General features: G+C 59.8%; 27 protein-coding genes. 9 read left to right on the top strand and 18 right to left on the bottom strand.

Annotation, left to right across the window (positions count from 1 at the left end; genetic code table 11):
* Window positions 1-6 precede the first annotated feature (6 nt).
* Complete coding sequence (locus AC788_RS21720) at window positions 7-228, top strand: hypothetical protein (protein ID WP_161804284.1); 222 nt, start codon at window positions 7-9, stop codon at window positions 226-228.
* Here the strand turns inward: AC788_RS21720 and AC788_RS21940 are convergent.
* The 13 genes from AC788_RS21940 to AC788_RS04105 form a co-directional block, all read right to left on the bottom strand.
* On the bottom strand, window positions 127-345 hold the full coding sequence (locus AC788_RS21940; RefSeq protein WP_236690478.1) for a hypothetical protein: 219 nt from the start codon (window positions 343-345) through the stop codon (window positions 127-129). The two genes, AC788_RS21720 and AC788_RS21940, sit on opposite strands and share 102 nt — an antisense overlap.
* Window positions 245-673 (bottom strand): hypothetical protein, encoded by a 429-nt coding sequence (locus AC788_RS04160; protein WP_236690457.1) that lies wholly within the window; start codon window positions 671-673, stop codon window positions 245-247. The genes AC788_RS21940 and AC788_RS04160 overlap by 101 nt, the downstream gene beginning before the upstream one ends.
* Window positions 670-999 carry a phage holin, lambda family gene (locus AC788_RS04155; protein ID WP_049859342.1) on the bottom strand — a complete coding sequence of 110 codons (330 nt, stop codon included), beginning with the start codon at window positions 997-999 and terminating at the stop codon, window positions 670-672. Before AC788_RS04155 ends, AC788_RS04160 begins: the two co-directional genes overlap by 4 nt.
* A 151-nt stretch (window positions 1000-1150) precedes the next feature.
* On the bottom strand, window positions 1151-1714 hold the full coding sequence (locus AC788_RS04150) for a hypothetical protein (RefSeq protein WP_049859341.1): 564 nt from the start codon (window positions 1712-1714) through the stop codon (window positions 1151-1153).
* A 3-nt stretch (window positions 1715-1717) separates the two neighbouring features.
* Window positions 1718-2038 (bottom strand): hypothetical protein, encoded by a 321-nt coding sequence (locus tag AC788_RS04145; RefSeq protein ID WP_049859340.1) that lies wholly within the window; start codon window positions 2036-2038, stop codon window positions 1718-1720.
* Window positions 2035-3330, bottom strand: coding sequence for a tyrosine-type recombinase/integrase (locus tag AC788_RS04140; protein ID WP_049859339.1), 1296 nt, complete (start codon window positions 3328-3330; stop codon window positions 2035-2037). Before AC788_RS04140 ends, AC788_RS04145 begins: the two co-directional genes overlap by 4 nt.
* Window positions 3327-3758, bottom strand: coding sequence for a VRR-NUC domain-containing protein (locus tag AC788_RS04135; RefSeq protein ID WP_049859338.1), 432 nt, complete (start codon window positions 3756-3758; stop codon window positions 3327-3329). The genes AC788_RS04140 and AC788_RS04135 overlap by 4 nt, the downstream gene beginning before the upstream one ends.
* 143 nt (window positions 3759-3901) lie before the next feature.
* Window positions 3902-4408: a hypothetical protein gene (locus tag AC788_RS04130; RefSeq protein WP_236690456.1), complete on the bottom strand. Its 507-nt coding sequence runs from the start codon at window positions 4406-4408 to the stop codon at window positions 3902-3904.
* Window positions 4408-4716 (bottom strand): DUF1364 domain-containing protein, encoded by a 309-nt coding sequence (locus AC788_RS04125; RefSeq protein WP_049859337.1) that lies wholly within the window; start codon window positions 4714-4716, stop codon window positions 4408-4410. Before AC788_RS04125 ends, AC788_RS04130 begins: the two co-directional genes overlap by 1 nt.
* Complete coding sequence (locus AC788_RS04120; RefSeq protein WP_049859336.1) at window positions 4713-5387, bottom strand: replication protein P; 675 nt, start codon at window positions 5385-5387, stop codon at window positions 4713-4715. The genes AC788_RS04125 and AC788_RS04120 overlap by 4 nt, the downstream gene beginning before the upstream one ends.
* Window positions 5384-6151, bottom strand: coding sequence for a DnaT-like ssDNA-binding domain-containing protein (locus tag AC788_RS04115; protein WP_152965699.1), 768 nt, complete (start codon window positions 6149-6151; stop codon window positions 5384-5386). Before AC788_RS04115 ends, AC788_RS04120 begins: the two co-directional genes overlap by 4 nt.
* Window positions 6148-6444: a Rha family transcriptional regulator gene (locus tag AC788_RS04110; RefSeq protein ID WP_152965698.1), complete on the bottom strand. Its 297-nt coding sequence runs from the start codon at window positions 6442-6444 to the stop codon at window positions 6148-6150. Before AC788_RS04110 ends, AC788_RS04115 begins: the two co-directional genes overlap by 4 nt.
* Window positions 6445-6603: 159 nt before the next feature.
* A complete protein-coding gene (locus AC788_RS04105) occupies window positions 6604-6795 on the bottom strand; it encodes a helix-turn-helix domain-containing protein (RefSeq protein ID WP_049859333.1) in 192 nt (63 codons plus the stop codon).
* Between the two features lie 99 nt (window positions 6796-6894).
* Here AC788_RS04105 and AC788_RS04100 point away from each other — a divergent pair, with 99 nt between their 5' ends.
* The 6 genes from AC788_RS04100 to AC788_RS22180 all read left to right on the top strand — a co-directional run bounded on the left by AC788_RS04100 (window position 6895) and on the right by AC788_RS22180 (window position 9729).
* Window positions 6895-7545 (top strand): LexA family protein, encoded by a 651-nt coding sequence (locus AC788_RS04100; RefSeq protein WP_049859332.1) that lies wholly within the window; start codon window positions 6895-6897, stop codon window positions 7543-7545.
* Window positions 7546-7555: 10 nt separating this feature from the next.
* On the top strand, window positions 7556-7891 hold the full coding sequence (locus AC788_RS04095) for a hypothetical protein (RefSeq protein ID WP_049859331.1): 336 nt from the start codon (window positions 7556-7558) through the stop codon (window positions 7889-7891).
* A 305-nt stretch (window positions 7892-8196) separates the two neighbouring features.
* Entirely contained in the window at window positions 8197-8577 is a 381-nt protein-coding gene (locus AC788_RS04090; RefSeq protein WP_043188907.1) for a helix-turn-helix transcriptional regulator, read from the top strand.
* A 211-nt stretch (window positions 8578-8788) separates the two neighbouring features.
* Window positions 8789-9076: a hypothetical protein gene (locus tag AC788_RS04085; RefSeq protein ID WP_049859330.1), complete on the top strand. Its 288-nt coding sequence runs from the start codon at window positions 8789-8791 to the stop codon at window positions 9074-9076.
* 68 nt (window positions 9077-9144) lie between these two features.
* Window positions 9145-9348, top strand: coding sequence for a hypothetical protein (locus tag AC788_RS04080; protein ID WP_049859329.1), 204 nt, complete (start codon window positions 9145-9147; stop codon window positions 9346-9348).
* Window positions 9349-9507: 159 nt separating this feature from the next.
* Window positions 9508-9729 (top strand): LexA family protein, encoded by a 222-nt coding sequence (locus AC788_RS22180; protein WP_049859328.1) that lies wholly within the window; start codon window positions 9508-9510, stop codon window positions 9727-9729.
* Between the two features lie 38 nt (window positions 9730-9767).
* On the opposite strand, the gene AC788_RS04070 is transcribed toward AC788_RS22180, so the two are convergent.
* The 5 genes from AC788_RS04070 to AC788_RS04050 all read right to left on the bottom strand — a co-directional run bounded on the left by AC788_RS04070 (window position 9768) and on the right by AC788_RS04050 (window position 11903).
* Window positions 9768-10127, bottom strand: coding sequence for a hypothetical protein (locus tag AC788_RS04070; RefSeq protein ID WP_152965697.1), 360 nt, complete (start codon window positions 10125-10127; stop codon window positions 9768-9770).
* Between the two features lie 99 nt (window positions 10128-10226).
* Window positions 10227-10445: a hypothetical protein gene (locus tag AC788_RS04065; RefSeq protein WP_049859326.1), complete on the bottom strand. Its 219-nt coding sequence runs from the start codon at window positions 10443-10445 to the stop codon at window positions 10227-10229.
* 198 nt (window positions 10446-10643) lie between these two features.
* Complete coding sequence (locus AC788_RS04060; RefSeq protein ID WP_049859325.1) at window positions 10644-11180, bottom strand: NYN domain-containing protein; 537 nt, start codon at window positions 11178-11180, stop codon at window positions 10644-10646.
* Window positions 11181-11285: 105 nt separating this feature from the next.
* Complete coding sequence (locus AC788_RS04055) at window positions 11286-11504, bottom strand: hypothetical protein (protein ID WP_049859323.1); 219 nt, start codon at window positions 11502-11504, stop codon at window positions 11286-11288.
* Window positions 11505-11597: 93 nt separating this feature from the next.
* On the bottom strand, window positions 11598-11903 hold the full coding sequence (locus tag AC788_RS04050) for a hypothetical protein (protein ID WP_152965696.1): 306 nt from the start codon (window positions 11901-11903) through the stop codon (window positions 11598-11600).
* On the opposite strand from AC788_RS04050, the gene AC788_RS04045 reads away from it, so the two are divergent.
* Together AC788_RS04045 and AC788_RS04035 are read left to right on the top strand one after the other, a co-directional pair.
* A complete protein-coding gene (locus AC788_RS04045; RefSeq protein WP_049859802.1) occupies window positions 11902-13005 on the top strand; it encodes a DNA-methyltransferase in 1104 nt (367 codons plus the stop codon). The two genes, AC788_RS04050 and AC788_RS04045, sit on opposite strands and share 2 nt — an antisense overlap.
* A gap of 338 nt (window positions 13006-13343) precedes the next feature.
* Window positions 13344-15413, top strand: coding sequence for a DNA cytosine methyltransferase (locus AC788_RS04035; RefSeq protein ID WP_049859320.1), 2070 nt, complete (start codon window positions 13344-13346; stop codon window positions 15411-15413).
* Window positions 15414-15495 lie beyond the last annotated feature (82 nt).

Here is a 15495-nt window from a genome sequence, read left to right as displayed (position 1 = left end):
GCACCGATGGATAGCAGCACAGAACTCGGCCTGCTCCATTGGGTGCTCGACAGGCAGCGCCAGGTAGGCGTTCCACACCTCGCCGAGCAGCCGCGCTACGACGGTTTCCTGTTCGGTTGGCATTGGCTATTTGCTCTGGCTGCGCTTGATCTGCGCATCAACTTGATCAGCACAGGTATCAAGCAGGTTGATGGCCCGATCCTTCAGCGCCCAAAGGTCGCCGTTTAGCGCCAGGTTGTCATCGCTATCGCTGACCCGCTCGCACGGCACCATTTCCGGCGCTTCCAGCCTTACCGCTGATGTCTTTTCCGGCGCTGGCTGCGGGCTTGCCGCGCAGGCCGTCAGGCAAAGGCTGATCAGCCCACTTGCGAACAGCCGGGCTCTTACGCTTGAGGTCTTCAAAGTCCTTCCTCGCTTGGCGGGCCTTGTCTTCGCTGGCCTTGAGGCGCTGCTGCAGATCGGCCAGGTAGTTGGCGTTGCGTTTGGCCTCGGCCTGGAGTGTGGTGATGGTCTTCAGGCTTTCAGTGTTGGCTTCGGTTGCATCCTTCGCCGCCCGCGTCTGCACCGTCACCTGCCCTTCCAGCGCGATCACGCGGTACTGCTGGATGGCAATAAGCAGTGCAGCCACCAAACCGATGATCAGTGCCGCGGCGATGCTTTTGAGCATGTTCATAGGCCGTCCGCCTTGCGTCCGAGGAATTTCACGATCATTTCGCGGATGACGGTCACACCGACAAAGCCGATCGCACCGCCGGCGGCAACGGACAGGCTCGAGGGCCATTCCATCCACTCGATCACGCTGCTCGCGGACAGGCTCAGCCCACCACAAATCAGTGACTCCAGCAGGATGCGGCGCTTGCTGGTCTCTTTGGCCTCGTACAACACACGAAGCCCAGAAATTACCGTTGCCATGATCGCTCCTTGCCAGAGAGGGTTGGCCAGGTACAGGCGTAGGTGCAGCCATACCTGAGCCCAGAGGTCGGGGTCTTTCTCTGGCATGATTGAAATCCGAATGCCTCCCCAAACTGGGGAGCTAGAAACGAAAAAACCCGGCGCAATGGCCGGGTTTCGGATGTTTTATTGTCGTTGCGTATCAGCGCACGCAAGATCGACATGATGGGGATAATTTACGGCCAATCGGCCATCCCGGTCAAGCGGCGTCCAGAAAGATTTGCTCGGCGTCAAATATCTCAGTCGCGTGGATCACGGCGGCTTCCTCCAGCTGCTCAAGGCGCTTGTGAATTCCAGCGCGCCAGTTGCGGCGAGTCCGCTCTGGCGATGCCGCAGGATCCCAAGTGTTCATGTCGTAGAACTCGGCCGGCAGGATGATCATGTCGGTGGAGCGCTTGCCAGACTGCTCACCCTTGAGCTTAGGGATAGCCCAGGCGGTGAGCGCTTTGAAGACGAACAGTTGCGGCGCCGGGCTTGTCATGCGGCTCACCAGACGGCCAATGGCGGCGACCTTGTTGGCCTTGTGCGTCGAGTACTTGGCGACCAGCACATCCCAGTGGGCCGAGGCCAGTTCGCGGTGCAGCAGTGCGTACAGGCAGCAGTCGTAGTCGAACTTGTCGCGAACCGAGATAGTGCTGCCGGTACCACCTTGGCGCAGATCGGCATCGATCAACTTCTGCCAGGACTGCTTGGTGCTGTTGTCGATGTTGTCGGCGGCCAGCACGCGCACCAGGGTGCCCATCACGTCTTTATAGATGCCCATCGCTCAATCCCCTGTGTAATTCGTGCCGCCGGCGCCGCGGCGGTTGTTCTGTGTGTACTGGGCGGTCGGGCCATTCATCGGCACCGACCGCTTCAACTGTTCGATCTGCTGTTCGGCGGCCTGTAAGCGGAGGCTGAGCTGCGTCACCAGCACATCAAGCGGCAGCGCCTCGCCGGCCTCAGCCGAAACCCAGCCGGACGCATTGCACCGGTCGCATGGCAAATCATGGAAAACGCCCTGCACCACAGCGCGACCACGGCAGGCCGAGCACCTGGTGAGCTTGATGCGAGCAGCACGGAAAGCAGGCCCATGGCTCTTTTTCATGCTTTTGAAACCTCGCCTATGGTTGATTCTTGAATTGGCTCGCAGCCCATGTGCGGCGCGGCGTCCAGACCGCTGCTGGACTCTTTGTTTTCGACGCCCTCCAACCCGTGAATCACGCTGAATCCCTTGGCGTCTAAATGGCTGTGCCACTTCTCCAAGGCCTCGCGCTTGCGCTCTTCAACTGTGGTGTGGATGTAGGCCTGCACGTTGTGGCCCATGGCGTGGTTGATCAGCATCTCGCCGATCAGGAAGTCGATACCAAGGTCCGCCCAGCCGGTGCGGGCCAACTTGCGCAGGTCGTGACTGGTCCACTCGCCCTGCCCCAGCTGCGTGAATACCAGGCTGGCCTGACCCTCGCTCATGCCTTTGCCATGACGGGCCGGAAACAGGTATTGCCCGGTGTAGCCGATATCGGTCTGGCGATGACGGTAGCGGGCCAGCAGCGCACGCACCTGATCGGTCAGGGGGAGCGAATGCTCGACTCGGGTCTTGGTGTGCACCGCCGGGATATGCCACGTGCGGTCGGCCAAGCTGATATGCGACCAGAGCGCCATGCGGGTCTCACCAACGCGCGTACCGTGGCACAGCATCATCAAGGCCAGCATGCCGTGCGCCGGACGCCGCTCGAAGGCATCGGCCAGTTGCTCGAGCAGATCCTGGACCTGCACACCGCGCAGCCGTGCCGCTTTGGCCTTGATCTTCGTCTTGGAGAAATCGCTGAACTTGATCCCGGCCATCGGATTGGTGGGGATCATGCCGAGCACGAATGCCTGCCGGCATGCCAGCACCAGCAGCGCGAATATCAGCCGAACGAACTCCAACGACAGCTTCTCCTGCAGCGGCCACATCAGCTTGGTGTCGAGCGTAGCGCGATCAATCTCAGTGAAGGCCAGGCCGCCCACGCGCGTGATCAGATGGCACGCAATGGCGGACTTGGCCGTGGCCTTGCGCTTGGCGGACAGATGCCGGTCTCGACTCATCCGGTCGCTGTACCAGGCCAACAGCTCGCCCAAGGTGGCCCACGGGCATACCGCAGCGGTAGCGCTGGCGTCCGCGCCCAGCCGCTGCCGAGTCTCAGGCAGCGCCGCCAGCACAGCCTTGGCCGACAGATCAGGGTAGGAGCCGATCCGCATCCACTTCTTGCGCACCACCAAGCTCCACGTGCCACGCGGGCGGGCTTCGGTAAACCGGAAGTACAGGCCGGGGTGACGCGGGTCGCGCATGAGCACAGCAGAGGGGTCATCTGCGCGGCGGCGCAGCTCGGCATCGGAGAAAGCGACCAGCAGCGTCATACCGCGACTCTCGTTGGTTCCAGGCGCAGGTAGGCCCGCAGCTGCTCCATCGCATCGAAGTGCCCGCGGCAGACGATCGCCAGATAACCCTGCTCACTGAGCTGACGTATCCATGTGTACTGGCTGATTGATACAGCGGCGTCGTTTGGCGGAGTGGCCTTGAACTCGATGTACAGGCCGAAGAACCCGCCCCGCGCCATCGGCAGGACCAGGTCCGGCACGCCGGCCTTCACGCCCTGCCCTTTCAGCTTGGCGGCGACGGCCTTGTGCCGTTGCCCGCCGTTGGGGACGTGGTAGATCAGCGCGAATACATCGGGATGGCGCAGCTCAATCTCGAGCATCAGGGCGGCCTGCTCGTGGCCCTCGCGGTCGCCGGATTTGGCGCGCACGGCTTTGGGCTTGAACAATTTCAGCTCCACAGCATTCATCACTTCACCTCAGCCATAGGCCAGATACTGCGAGCCGTGACCAGGGCCTCGGCGTAATCCATGTCAGAACCGCCCATGGTGAAAGGTCGGTAGCCAGGTACGGTTACCTGCCAGCTGCGCTTTTTCACAGGCGGACGCTCCACTTACAGGCTCTTCAGCAGGGACTGGAGCTGCTTGAGCTTGCCCAGCGCCTCGGCGTTGCCCTCACGCTCGACTTCCACTGACAAGGCAACCTCTTCGATCCGCCCGGCCAAACGCTTCATGCGCTCACCGATATAGTCCGAAAGCTCCACGACCTCTGCAGACAGGCCGGCCAGCGCATCAAGCGCCTGGACTTCCGGCCGCTTGATGGCGACGACGGTTTCTTTCGCTGCAACGGGCATGGCGATTTCCTTGACGGTTTTTTGTGAGTAGGCGTCGCGCTGGAACTTGCCGCCCGTGGGCTCACGGATGATCCCGGCGTCTTTCATTTCGTTGAGCGCGCGGCGCACAGCATGTACGGCTACAGAGGTGGCATTCGCTGCAAGAGCAGCGATCTGGATATCGTGGGCACTCCAACTTTCCTGGATGGGCACGTGCGGGAACACCTTGCGTGCTGTCGAGGATTGGCCAGCCAGAAGCTGGACTACTCGCGATTCGGACATAGCCATCAGGCCACCTTCCCTTCACGAATCAGAATGTCCTGGGTGCGCATGACGCCCTCGGCGTGAAGCTGGCGAGCCACAAGCCGATCATCAGCGCGACGGCTACCGCGACGGCCGTCGACGTAGTCGTGGCAAGCCGAGCACGCCCAGGCGCCCTGGAAGTCATTCGGCTTGCAGCCCATGCCGCTTGTACCGGCCAGACGGTAGTGCGCCAGCACGGTCGTCTCCGGGTTGCCATTGCACACACCGGGCACACGCACCTGGCAGTCACGGCCGCGGGCGGCCTTGGTCAATTTGGTCTGGCTGACGCTCATGGGCCTGCTCCTGATACTTTCGAACGAAGGTTTGCCAGGGCAGCACGGGCCACCTCTGGGTTGCGCGGCGCGGCCGGCGCGGAGAGCTCTGCCACCGGGACAGCACCCAGCTGCTCGCCCTTCCAGATCTTCCGGCACTGGTCCAGATAGTGCTTTTCGAACGAGGCCACGCCCAGTTCGCGGGTGAGCAGCGGCAGGCTGTGGAAGCCGGCGGCGGCCGTGGCGTGGTAGACCGCCGGGTGCATCCACTTGGCTTCTGCGCGCATGGCCGGATGGCAGTTGCGCAGGCCCTGGGCATAGGCCTTCTCGACACTGGGCAAGCCCAGGCCTTCTGGCGCGAAACACCAGCTCACGAACTCGCCTGGGGTGGGCACGAATGCCCGCTTGCTGGCGCTCACAACGCGCATCCCGTGGTCAATCTGTTCCATGCGGTTGATGCCCGCGCGCATGAACTCAGCCAGCCATTCCAGCTTGGAAGCGTTCATCACAGCCTCGGTCGGCCAAGACTGGCGCCAGGCGCCGCACGCGCCGCGCAGGCGCAGGAACAGGTCGTCGATCACGTTCTGTGTGGCAGCGTCTACCGCCACTGCACCGGGCTGGACGGATGATTGATAGGCTGGGTCGGTACGGCGAGTCGCGATGAGTTCGCGGACGTTGGTTGGCTTGTTCACAGGCGAACCCCCTTGGCTGCCCAGTCGTTCGATCCTTCGTCAGCGGCAGCGCTCTCGGTCGCTTGGCGCTTGATCCACTTGGCCAGGCGGTGATGCCAGCCGCCGTCGGTGTCGCGGATATCAGGCTTGGCGATGTGGAAGCCCATGAACGACCCGAAGGTCTCGTCGGTGAGGGCCGTGGTGATCCCCATGATCTTGAGCTGGGCAGCCAGGGCGGCGTGGTTGACGGCCCATTCGGCGTGCATCGAGAAGCGCTGGCGACCTTCGGCAGATCCATCGAGCGCTGCAGCGGCGGCCATGTCCTGCTCAGCGATGACATCCGCAAACTCGTGCGGCTGCTGCTGTTCGGTTAATTGATGGTTAAGTGATGTATTGGGTGCAATGGCTGCACCCCGTTCTGTCGTAGGTTGCACCCCGTTCTGTTGCTGGCTGCACCCCGTTCCCTCTTCACGGGGTGCATCTACTGCACCCCGCTTGAGCATCAAGTCGTAGACCACCGGGCGGCGGTCATGGCGGTCGATGTACACGGCGGCCAAGGCCTGGTTGCCACGAACGATGAGGCCTTGGGCTTCGAGCAGATCGAGCTTCGAACGCACGGTGCGCTCGGACAGGCCAGTGTCTTCGGTCAGGGTCTTGGCCGATGGGAAAGCGCCACGGCCGTCGGCGGCGGCATAGTTGGCCAGGCACAGCAGCACATGGCGCGCGCTCGAGTCTTTACCGAGGTCGCGGCGGGAGAGTGCCCAGGACATTGCTTGAACGCTCACAGCGAGGCTCCAATATTCATCTCGGCCAAGCAGGCGAGGCTTTTCGGTGTAACGAGGAGTTGACAGGCGGCACGTCCGGCGCTGGGTTCGTCTTGATAGCTGTCCCCAAATTTGGGGCCAGTTATTTCCAGCTTGAACAGCATGCGGCGGACGTCGCGAATAACATGGTCTCGGCGCTTGCCGGTTAGTTCGGCGATCGCGCGCGACGACATGACATGACGCTTCATGGTTTGATGATTCTGAACTGGTGCCGAATCATCGAGGGTATTGCGGGGTGTGATCTGGGTGTGCATAATCGGTCCCACGTTTTGTTGTTGAAGAAGCCGCCCGGCCAGGCGGTTTTTTTTCGTCTGCGCTTTTGTTACTGGTTAAATCAACAGCCCTACAGTGTCCCTGGCGGCTTTGTGCTACCAGCGTCAGAATCTAACCACTCAAGATGCTTAAGGCCCGGGTCATGCTGCTTTGCGCTTGGCCTTTAAAGTTTTCTTGTGCAGAAGCTCAATCGCCTTACCGTTCTGGTAACTGGTGTCGCCACCCTTGGTGATCCTGAAGATCGTTGGCTGCGTAACCCCGCACTGCTCGGCAATGCGTGCTTGGCTCCAACCTAGCTCTGCCAAATCGGCCAGCATTTGCGTGATGGTCATCGTACGTCACCAATGCGGTTTGTAATTAAAATGATAATACGCTACCGAATTAGCTCAGGCAATACACTTCGCCCTCCTCAAGTTCGCCGAGTCGAAAACATGACGATCGCGACGCGATTGCGCTCGAAGATGAATGAAAAAGGTCTAGGGGAAAATGAGCTTGGCCGGCGGGCCGGAGTGCCCCAACCGACAATTCATAGAATCCTTAACGGCGATAGCAAGACCCCAAGGAAGGCAACCATCGAGAAGCTTGCCCGCGTGCTTGGTGTCACACCTGAATGGTTGCTTTTTGGCTCAAGTCATGGAAATGTCGAAGCTGCTCCCGCTCCCCACCGCGCGGCTAAGGAGTATCCCCTGATCAGCTGGATCGCTGCTGGAGCCTGGGCCGAGTCCTGTGGAACATTCCAACCGGACCCAAGTACTGAGCAGATAGTTTCAGATGCTTATGCCGGAGAATGTGGCTATTGGCTTGAAGTACTCGGTGATTCGATGACGCCCGCACAGGGAAACGGCTTCATGCCAGGTATGCGCGTTTTGGTCCAACCGGAAGGATTCGATCTGGTGAGTGGAAAATTCTACATAGCCCGGCTCGGATCAACAGGCGAAACGACTCTGAAACAATACGTTAGGGACTCAGGAATAAGCTACCTGAAACCTTTGAACACTGAATTCAAGATGATCGTAATCACTGATGACGTTGAGATTATTGGACGCGTTGTTGACGTGAAATTCCCTAGCACCTTCTTGTGATGGATCACACATGCACCCTCGTAAAACCCTCCTCGCGACCCTAATTTTGGTGGGAGGTCCTGTTTTGAGCGCTGAGCCTTCACCCTCCAAAACATCAGATTTGTGCACTGCAATGGATGTGGTGGCCAAGACGACCATGGAAGCTCGCCAGGCCGGCGCGCCGATGATCGAGCTTTACAAAAAAGCTGATGCCTACGGGGATGACGTAGCTCCGACTTTGAAACCAGTCATTCAACGAGCCTACAAAGAGCCGTTAGGGCAAACTGACAAGGAGAAAGCTTGGCTGATATCCGAGTTCAGGAACGCGATCTATATGGCCTGCATTGAGGCTCACCCTCAAACCTAATGAGCCAGACTAGACAACCCGCTTCGGCGGGTTTTTTTACGTCTGCTGCCTGACCAATTCGCTAGCGAATTAAAAAAGCTTGACTCGTCTAATTCGCTTTCGTATTGTCTGCATATCGAGACGCACAGCGACTCGGGACACGACTGGTGAAGCCGCCAGTTAGCACGGGGTCAGCGAATTGGCCTCCCAGCCCCGCGAGGGATCGACTGGAACCAAGTTCTTTAAGAGAGACGGATTTCACTGGCTGGCCTTGGCGACAGGGCCAGACGGGAAATCGAACGAGCTACCAAGTCTGAGGAATCATCATGGAAACCATCATCAGCGGCGAATGGAAAGGCCACCTCGGACGAGGCCTGGCGCCCAAAGAGCTGCAGTACTGCATGTCCGTCGCTGCTGGTATGACGGCCAAGGAAATCGCCAAGGTGTTCGGCATCTCGCCGGGCACCGTGAAGAAGCGGCTGGACGTGGCCATGTTCAAGCTAGGTGTGCACCGCCGGGCCGCGCTGGTGGCCGAGGCCATGAAGCGTCAGATCATTTCACCGGTGTGCATCCTGCTCGCCGCGCTCATCACCATGCATGCCGTGGCTGATGACCATTCAATGCGCCGCGACCGCCGCGCGCCGGAGCGCCGTACCGCCGAGGTACGTGTGATGCGCAAGGCCGAGGCCTTCGAATACTGCGCTTGAGGGGTGCCGCTGCCATACCAGCGGCGTACGAATGGAGGGTTGAGCCAATGAAGCGATAACCAGCGCCCGCCCAGGGCAGCACGCACCGCTCTCGTAGGGTGGTACCACTTGAGCGCAAAGCCCGGCATGTCCGGGCTTTTCTTTGGCCGTCGATATGAGCCAGCACCCTGCCCCAGGGTCCTGACCAATGCCTTCTGACAAGGAGAAAGACATGCACCCTTTGATGCATCAGCGCGTAACCGTCCTTGAGGCCGTGCGCGCTCGAATGAACACCGCCACCGTCGACCTCTTCACCCGCATCGGGAGACGCTCACCAGTGCAGCAGATTCGCTATCAGATCGTGGGCAAGGGCCCAGGCGCCTTCCAAGTCACGGAGCGCTCGACCGGTCAGGTAGTTGGCGAGCGGGACACTTGGAAGGAAGCGAGCAACTTCGCTCAGGAGATGGAATCGCGCGCTGACGCCAAAGCGCTGATCGATGGCTCCGGGTTCGAATCCTGACGTGTTTCGCCAAGACGCTAAGCCAGCGGCGACGCCTGGCCTGGCTGGATTTACCGACGGGCGACTGTATGCAAAAGATCACTCGAAACCACACGAACCATCGCTGCGGCGCCAGCCACCAGCGGGCAAAACTTACCACTGAACAGGTAGCCGCCATGCGCGCCGAGTACGAAGCGGGCGTTGGCGGTTACGAATATCTGGCGGCCAAGTACGGCTGCGGTGTTTCCACTGCTCGGGACATCGTGAAGTACCGCACCCGCTGGGCTAGCTGAACAACATTGTCTTGAGATACGTGATGCCTACACGAACAGATACCACCGAGTTCCTCGAGGAATTGAACGGCGACGCTCGCCTTGGGTTCGTTCGACCCACGTTAACGGGACGGGGGGCCCTGAGATGGGCCTGCCCTCCTGCAGGCTACCGAGGTACCAATGCCCGCAAGTAAAAAGCCCAGCAAGCCCCAGCTCGAAACGCTCGAGCACATCCGCCAGTACATTGCAAAGCACGGTTACTCGCCTACCTTGGCTGACCTTGCCGAACTCGCCGGCGTGCGACAGAACTGCATAGCAGAACGCCTTGGCGCCTTGGTGAAGCTCAGGCTGATCACGAAGACCCCCGGAATTGCTCGCAGCATACGTCCGGTAGCATGCTGATGATTAAGCAGGATCCGGGGAACTAAATTATTTCATCGTTACGCGTCGGGCCATAAAGAAACGCCAGTCTTAACAATTGCTATTAATGACGCGGCGACCTTGGTAACTCTCTCAGTGGCGCCGAGAACAGTGCCAAGTTTAGATCTGGCAACGGTTTCTGTCATTTCTTGGTCGGTGGCGTTTGGATGCTTTTTAAGCTCGGCAATTACTGCCTTGATGTCTTCCGGATTTACGTCGGTGGGGATGTCTAGCTTGTGCATTACCTCCGGGTCGAATAGATCAAATCCTTTTTGACAGCCTTGTATCACGGTGTTTTTCGCGACTATGTCTATGGTACTAGGAGCACGGACAGCCGTGCCACAGCTGATAAAAGTACAACCATCTATAGTGAGACCCATTTCATTCTCCATCCGGCCTCATGCCGGCCAATACTTATAGTCCACCCCACCCCTATTTGCCACTCACCGAGATATCGGAGGGCGGGATACGGCGTGAGGTCAAGAGTCGAGAATTTCGCCGGCAGCTTTCAGCACTGCCTCTATAGCCGCCTCATTGGATTCCCACGGCCCCTGGATGACCTTGCTCTTCAGACCGACGATCACGTTGATGATGCGCAGCGGAGGCGATTCACCGGCTCCACACGTCCAGTGAACAAAGGCCCGGACCGTATGCCCTTTGTAGCTCAAGGGCTTTGCATCATTGATTCCTGCGTCCATGGCTGTGACATCCAGAGCAAAAATTCATTTTAACGGGCATTGCTTGCTTCCGGATACGGATGGCGGCGTCTGAAACGGAGGTCGCCCTGGGAAGCTGAGCGAGCTGATGCACAGGGCGGGATCATTGATAACACTGGCTTTCGAGCGCAAGAGTATGCTGATTCCGCCAGATTCCAGGTTGGAAGATGCTAAGCCCTATCAGCGGGAAAGATGATCGAGATAGAGGTCGAGTTCAATGAATTTCGTTGCAATCTGCTCGAGCTCAAGGGAGGCATGCGTCCAATAGACCACACGGACGGTGATGCCGCGTGCCTTCAGTTTCTCGATGGCAGGGGCATAGTCTGAGCCACCGGCAACAAGGGTCATTTCGTCGCCTGGCTGCAGAGCGAGAAAGGAGTCCTTGATCATCGTCACCACGAGATCTGTATGGATTTGGTGCTCTTGATTTGCCGCACTGCGATCGCAGATTTTCACATCCCATCCGTTTCTACGGGCTGCTTCCCACAACGAGTCATTGTGCGGTGGCCGGCGCCCGAATAGCGCCACTTTCGCGACATTCGTCGTACTGCCACCAGCACGGGCAATGAGTTTTCCGAAATCTAGATTCCAGCTGTTGTCACAGATGTTGTTGGTGACCGCGTCACAGAGGCTGGGCGCCAAACCGTATGCGTAAGCTGCTACATGCTGCCCCTCAATGCATGTGACTGAATTATCGACGTAGATCAGATTTGCCATTTCAGCTCCTTGATCCAGACCTCAACTCGACCAGCGCCTAAACCTCATCACGATAAACGGCTCGGCAGGGCGTCGCTGTCGGATGTGTCCCTGCGTCTCACCAGATCAGCTAGCCAGCGTGATGGCTTCCACGATTTGGTCGACAGCATTTTGGGATTCACTTACCAATTCGGGACCCACAAATCTGTACGCGGAACCTGATTCGATTCCCTGCTTAGCGAAATCAGCACTCACCGCTAGATCGCCTCCAGATATGTGCATTTCAGCGAGCAGAGCAATGGTCGCCTGCTCAATAGCTATGACATTTTCAACGCGGCTGGACATTGACTCTTCCTTTGTCCGGCCGAATGCCGGGCCCCATCTATACGCTAACGCACGCCTACTGGCCACTCATTGAGCAGTCACAGGCCGCACACGTCAGGAACGGATGACTGGATCCATCACAACTGTGAAGCTGCCTGATAGATGTTTTCTGAGCAATGCGGGCATGTCGTAACTGAAGCTGATGACCCACAACCCATCCATGCGTCGTGACGAGGACTGGCGGTAAAGGGCCACTTCGTCCTCGGTAATCCTGATAAGCGCAGAGACTTCAGCATTGGTCGGCATCGTTTTCATGAGCGGAACACTCGCCGACGGGATGCCGGACCACACTCTTACTTCTTGACACAGAAAATAGCCACTTCCGAGCGACGGAGGGGCGCCTGCAATGGAGATTGCCATGAGCGAGCAGCATCGCATTCTGGTCGGCGACTGCATCGAGATGATGCGGACGCTGCCGGATGAGAGCGTGCACACCTGCGTGACAAGCCCGCCCTATTACGGCTTGCGTGACTACGGTGTCGAAGGCCAGATCGGCCTGGAACAAAGCCCGGCCGTATTCATTGCCCGCCTGGTCGAAGTTTTTCGCGAAGTGCGTCGGGTGCTCCGGGCTGACGGTACGATCTGGGTGAACATGGGCGACAGCTACGCGGGTAGCTGGGGTGCTCATGGCCGTGACGATATGGGAGTCGGCGCTTCGACTATCAGTCAGCGCCAGGTAATGGCAAGCCAGCGGAAATCGAAAGCTACATCTCACGTCGAATACAAGCCGAAAGACCTTATGGGCATGCCTTGGCGTCTCGCTTTCGCGCTGCAGGATGATGGCTGGTACCTGAGGCAGGACATCATCTGGCACAAGCCGAATCCGATGCCCGAATCGACACGCGACCGCTGTACGAAGGCTCACGAATACGTGTTCCTGCTTAGCAAGTCACGCCGATATTACTGCGACATGGCCGCAATCAGAGAGCCTGCTGCCGAGTCCAGCTTGACCAGATGGGGGCAGAATCTGGAGTCGCAGGCCGGCAGCACCCGTTCGCCTGGCAAAACAAATGGACCAATGAAGGCAGTCGGCGGCGATCGCAGCAGGCGTGACAGCTTCCAGCGTGAAGACTCGAAGCGCGAGCAGCCAATTCCCGGCCAGTCCAAGGGTACGCACCGGCCAGACCGGCTGGAAAGCAACCACGATGTGCTGACGCGCAACAAACGAAGCGTATGGTCAGTCTCGACAAACAGCTTTAAGGGTGCCCACTTCGCAACCTTCCCGCCGGATCTGATCCGGCCATGCATACTCGCCGGCGCGCCGCGCGGGGGCCTGGTGCTGGACCCCTTCGGCGGCGCTGGCACCACGTCGCTGGTTTCGATGCAGGAAGGACGACGGTCAGTCATCTGCGAACTGAATCCCGAATACGCCGCACTTGCTCAAGCACGAATCAACGGGGCCTGGCTCGACGGGGCAGCGCAGATGGACGTGTTCCATGACGCCATGCCGGCAGCCCGATGATTAGATCAACCCCTTTTCCCTGAGTGAGTCACACCATATCTCGGCTTGCCGGACGCCATAGTCGGTCGCCTCTTGCAGGGTCCCCCAGTTTTGATCTTTCTCAATGGAGCCGAGCGTGGAGTGCTGACCAGGTCGTCCAGTGCAGTTGATAACTACGGATGACGGAACATCTATCCCGTTTCTCCACTTGAAATCGACGATCAGCGTTACGCCTTTGTACGCGTGGTGGACTGGCCACCAAGTATCTATCCCTGCCATGTATGCCTCCTAATCGGCCCTATGCCGGGTCGATACAAATAACCCAATTCCACGAATCACGCCACCGGCGAGGCCGCCCTATGTCCGAACATCAGAAGAAACACCCGCTCGACTTCAAAACCCAGTATGGCCTTGGCTTTGACCCGATAGATGACGAGATCGTGGTCGACTTTTTCTGCGGCGGAGGCGGCGCCGGTACCGGGCTGGAAATGGGCCTGGGTCGCGCAGTGACAGTTGCCAAGAACCACAACCCCGCAGCGATCAGCATGCACACCGCCAACCACCCGGCGGCACGGCACTACACCACCGACGTGTTCGAGGGTGACCCGGACGAGGAATGCGGCGGACGCGCCGTCGGCTGGTTCCACATGAGCCCCGACTGTACCCACCACAGTCAGGCGGCCGGCGGCCAACCGCGTAAGCGTGAGATCCGCAACCTGTCGTGGATCGGCCTGAAATGGGCCGGTAAGAAGCGGCCCCGGGTCATCAGCCTGGAGAACGTGAAGCAGATCCTGCAGTGGGGCCCGCTGATCGCCAAGCGCGACAAAGTCACCGGGCGGGTGATGAAGCTGGGCGGCCAGGTCGCTGCGCCTGGCGAGGTTGTGCCGGTACATCAGCAGTTCCTGGTGCCCGACCCAAAGCGCCGCGGCACGACTTGGCGACGGTTTGTTGCACTGCTGGAAGGCATGGGCTATTCGGTCGAGTGGCGTGTGATCAAAGCCTGCGACTTCGGCGCGCCCACCAGCCGCGAACGGCTGTTCATGATTGCCCGATGCGATGGTCAGCGCATCGTGTGGCCAGAGCCAACGCACGCTCGCAAGCCCGCCAAGGGCCAACAGAAGTGGCGCACTGCCGCCGACTGCATCGACTGGTCGGTGCCGAGCAAAAGCATCTTCGGCCGCAAGAAGGACCTAGCCCCGGCCACCCTGCGCCGGGTTGCCAAGGGTATGAAAAAGTTTGTGATCGACAGCCCCAGCCCATTCATCGTGCCGATCGCTAACTGGTCCGGCGAACTGGCCCAAGCAGCCCATGAGCCGCTGCGCACGGTGACGTCGTGGCCACGCGGCGGATCATTCGCCATGGCCAGTCCAATCATCGCGCCAGCCACGCATCAGGGTAGCGACCGGGTCAACGATCCAGGCCAGCCGCTGCCAACTGTGACGTGCGCCAACCGGGGCGAGCTGACATTGATCAGCCCTGTGATGGTCACCGCAGCACATGGTGAAGGCAAGCCAGGCGGCGTCCAGCGATGGGGCCAGGGCACCAAGGACAGTGCGGAACCTCTAGGTACCGTCACTGCATCCGGTGGCCATGCAATTGCTGCGGCCCACTTGGTGAAGTTCCGGTTCGATGATGCGGGCAAAGCGATTGATGAACCTCTGCCAACCATCACCAGCGGCGGCAACTACCAGCGCCCGGCCGGCGCCGCGCATGCCATGGGCGTGTGCACGGCATTCATGGCCCAAATGAACGGCGGATTCAACACCACCGATGCCAAGCCCATGGACGAGCCCATGACCACTGTCACCAATACCGGAAGCCAGCAGCAGCTGGTCACCGCCAACCTGGTGCACCTGCGCGGTAATTGCGATGCGCGAGACGCCGCCGACCCGCTGCACACGATCAGCGCCGGCGGTACCCACCACGGACTGGTCACCGCCTTCATGGAACGGCAGTTCGGCGCCAGCGTCGGCCAGGCTATCGACGAACCCGCACCGACAATCACGGCCGGCGGTGGCGGCAAGAGCTCGCTGGTGGAGCTGAAGCTGTCGCCCGAGCATGAAGAAGGCGCGCTACGCGTTGCGGCGTTCCTGATCAGCTACTACGGCACGGAGAACGTGAGCGGCTGCGACAGCCCGGCGCCGACGATCACGACGAAAGATCGGCTGGCACTTGTGACCGTCATGGTCAAAGGCACCCCCTATGTGATCGTCGACATCTGCCTGCGCATGCTGCAGCCGCATGAGCTGTACCGCGCCCAGGGCTTCCCCGCCGACTACATCATCGACAGAGGCGCAGACGGCCGGAAGTTCACGAAGACAGAGCAGGTGCACATGTGCGGCAACAGCGTCAGCCCACCGCCAATGGCCGCACTTGCTCGAGCAAACGATCCATGGCGCGCTGCGGCGCGTGAGGCGGTAGCAGCATGACCATCATCATTGCCCAATGCGTCATCGTGTGGCTCTGCCTGCAGCTTCCTCTGGGCATGATCCTCGGCCGCTACATCGCAAG

The organism is Pseudomonas sp. RIT-PI-a (assembly GCF_001187875.1).
GTDB lineage: Bacteria > Pseudomonadota > Gammaproteobacteria > Pseudomonadales > Pseudomonadaceae > Aquipseudomonas > Aquipseudomonas coleopterorum.
The sequence above is the reverse complement of the archived record's forward strand: the minus strand, read 5'-3'. Positions and strand labels throughout refer to the sequence as shown.

What these genes read in the sequence shown, in the direction of transcription:
- AC788_RS04045 (WP_049859802.1), top strand. Translation starts at nt 11,902, where the DNA reads ATGAGCGAGCAGCATCGCATTCTGGTCGGCGACTGCATCGAGATGATG.
- AC788_RS04100 (WP_049859332.1), top strand. Translation starts at nt 6,895, where the DNA reads ATGACGATCGCGACGCGATTGCGCTCGAAGATGAATGAAAAAGGTCTA.
- AC788_RS04110 (WP_152965698.1), bottom strand. Translation starts at nt 6,444, where the DNA reads ATGCACACCCAGATCACACCCCGCAATACCCTCGATGATTCGGCACCA.
- AC788_RS04060 (WP_049859325.1), bottom strand. Translation starts at nt 11,180, where the DNA reads ATGGCAAATCTGATCTACGTCGATAATTCAGTCACATGCATTGAGGGG.
- AC788_RS04035 (WP_049859320.1), top strand. Translation starts at nt 13,344, where the DNA reads ATGTCCGAACATCAGAAGAAACACCCGCTCGACTTCAAAACCCAGTAT.
- AC788_RS04135 (WP_049859338.1), bottom strand. Translation starts at nt 3,758, where the DNA reads ATGAATGCTGTGGAGCTGAAATTGTTCAAGCCCAAAGCCGTGCGCGCC.
- AC788_RS04155 (WP_049859342.1), bottom strand. Translation starts at nt 999, where the DNA reads ATGCCAGAGAAAGACCCCGACCTCTGGGCTCAGGTATGGCTGCACCTA.
- AC788_RS22180 (WP_049859328.1), top strand. Translation starts at nt 9,508, where the DNA reads ATGCCCGCAAGTAAAAAGCCCAGCAAGCCCCAGCTCGAAACGCTCGAG.
- AC788_RS04090 (WP_043188907.1), top strand. Translation starts at nt 8,197, where the DNA reads ATGGAAACCATCATCAGCGGCGAATGGAAAGGCCACCTCGGACGAGGC.
- AC788_RS04065 (WP_049859326.1), bottom strand. Translation starts at nt 10,445, where the DNA reads ATGGACGCAGGAATCAATGATGCAAAGCCCTTGAGCTACAAAGGGCAT.
- AC788_RS04070 (WP_152965697.1), bottom strand. Translation starts at nt 10,127, where the DNA reads ATGGGTCTCACTATAGATGGTTGTACTTTTATCAGCTGTGGCACGGCT.
- AC788_RS04140 (WP_049859339.1), bottom strand. Translation starts at nt 3,330, where the DNA reads ATGACGCTGCTGGTCGCTTTCTCCGATGCCGAGCTGCGCCGCCGCGCA.
- AC788_RS04085 (WP_049859330.1), top strand. Translation starts at nt 8,789, where the DNA reads ATGCACCCTTTGATGCATCAGCGCGTAACCGTCCTTGAGGCCGTGCGC.
- AC788_RS04130 (WP_236690456.1), bottom strand. Translation starts at nt 4,408, where the DNA reads ATGGCTATGTCCGAATCGCGAGTAGTCCAGCTTCTGGCTGGCCAATCC.
- AC788_RS04145 (WP_049859340.1), bottom strand. Translation starts at nt 2,038, where the DNA reads ATGAAAAAGAGCCATGGGCCTGCTTTCCGTGCTGCTCGCATCAAGCTC.
- AC788_RS04095 (WP_049859331.1), top strand. Translation starts at nt 7,556, where the DNA reads ATGCACCCTCGTAAAACCCTCCTCGCGACCCTAATTTTGGTGGGAGGT.
- AC788_RS04080 (WP_049859329.1), top strand. Translation starts at nt 9,145, where the DNA reads ATGCAAAAGATCACTCGAAACCACACGAACCATCGCTGCGGCGCCAGC.
- AC788_RS21720 (WP_161804284.1), top strand. Translation starts at nt 7, where the DNA reads ATGGATAGCAGCACAGAACTCGGCCTGCTCCATTGGGTGCTCGACAGG.
- AC788_RS04150 (WP_049859341.1), bottom strand. Translation starts at nt 1,714, where the DNA reads ATGGGCATCTATAAAGACGTGATGGGCACCCTGGTGCGCGTGCTGGCC.
- AC788_RS04050 (WP_152965696.1), bottom strand. Translation starts at nt 11,903, where the DNA reads ATGGCAATCTCCATTGCAGGCGCCCCTCCGTCGCTCGGAAGTGGCTAT.
- AC788_RS04160 (WP_236690457.1), bottom strand. Translation starts at nt 673, where the DNA reads ATGAACATGCTCAAAAGCATCGCCGCGGCACTGATCATCGGTTTGGTG.
- AC788_RS04125 (WP_049859337.1), bottom strand. Translation starts at nt 4,716, where the DNA reads ATGAGCGTCAGCCAGACCAAATTGACCAAGGCCGCCCGCGGCCGTGAC.
- AC788_RS04055 (WP_049859323.1), bottom strand. Translation starts at nt 11,504, where the DNA reads ATGTCCAGCCGCGTTGAAAATGTCATAGCTATTGAGCAGGCGACCATT.
- AC788_RS04105 (WP_049859333.1), bottom strand. Translation starts at nt 6,795, where the DNA reads ATGACCATCACGCAAATGCTGGCCGATTTGGCAGAGCTAGGTTGGAGC.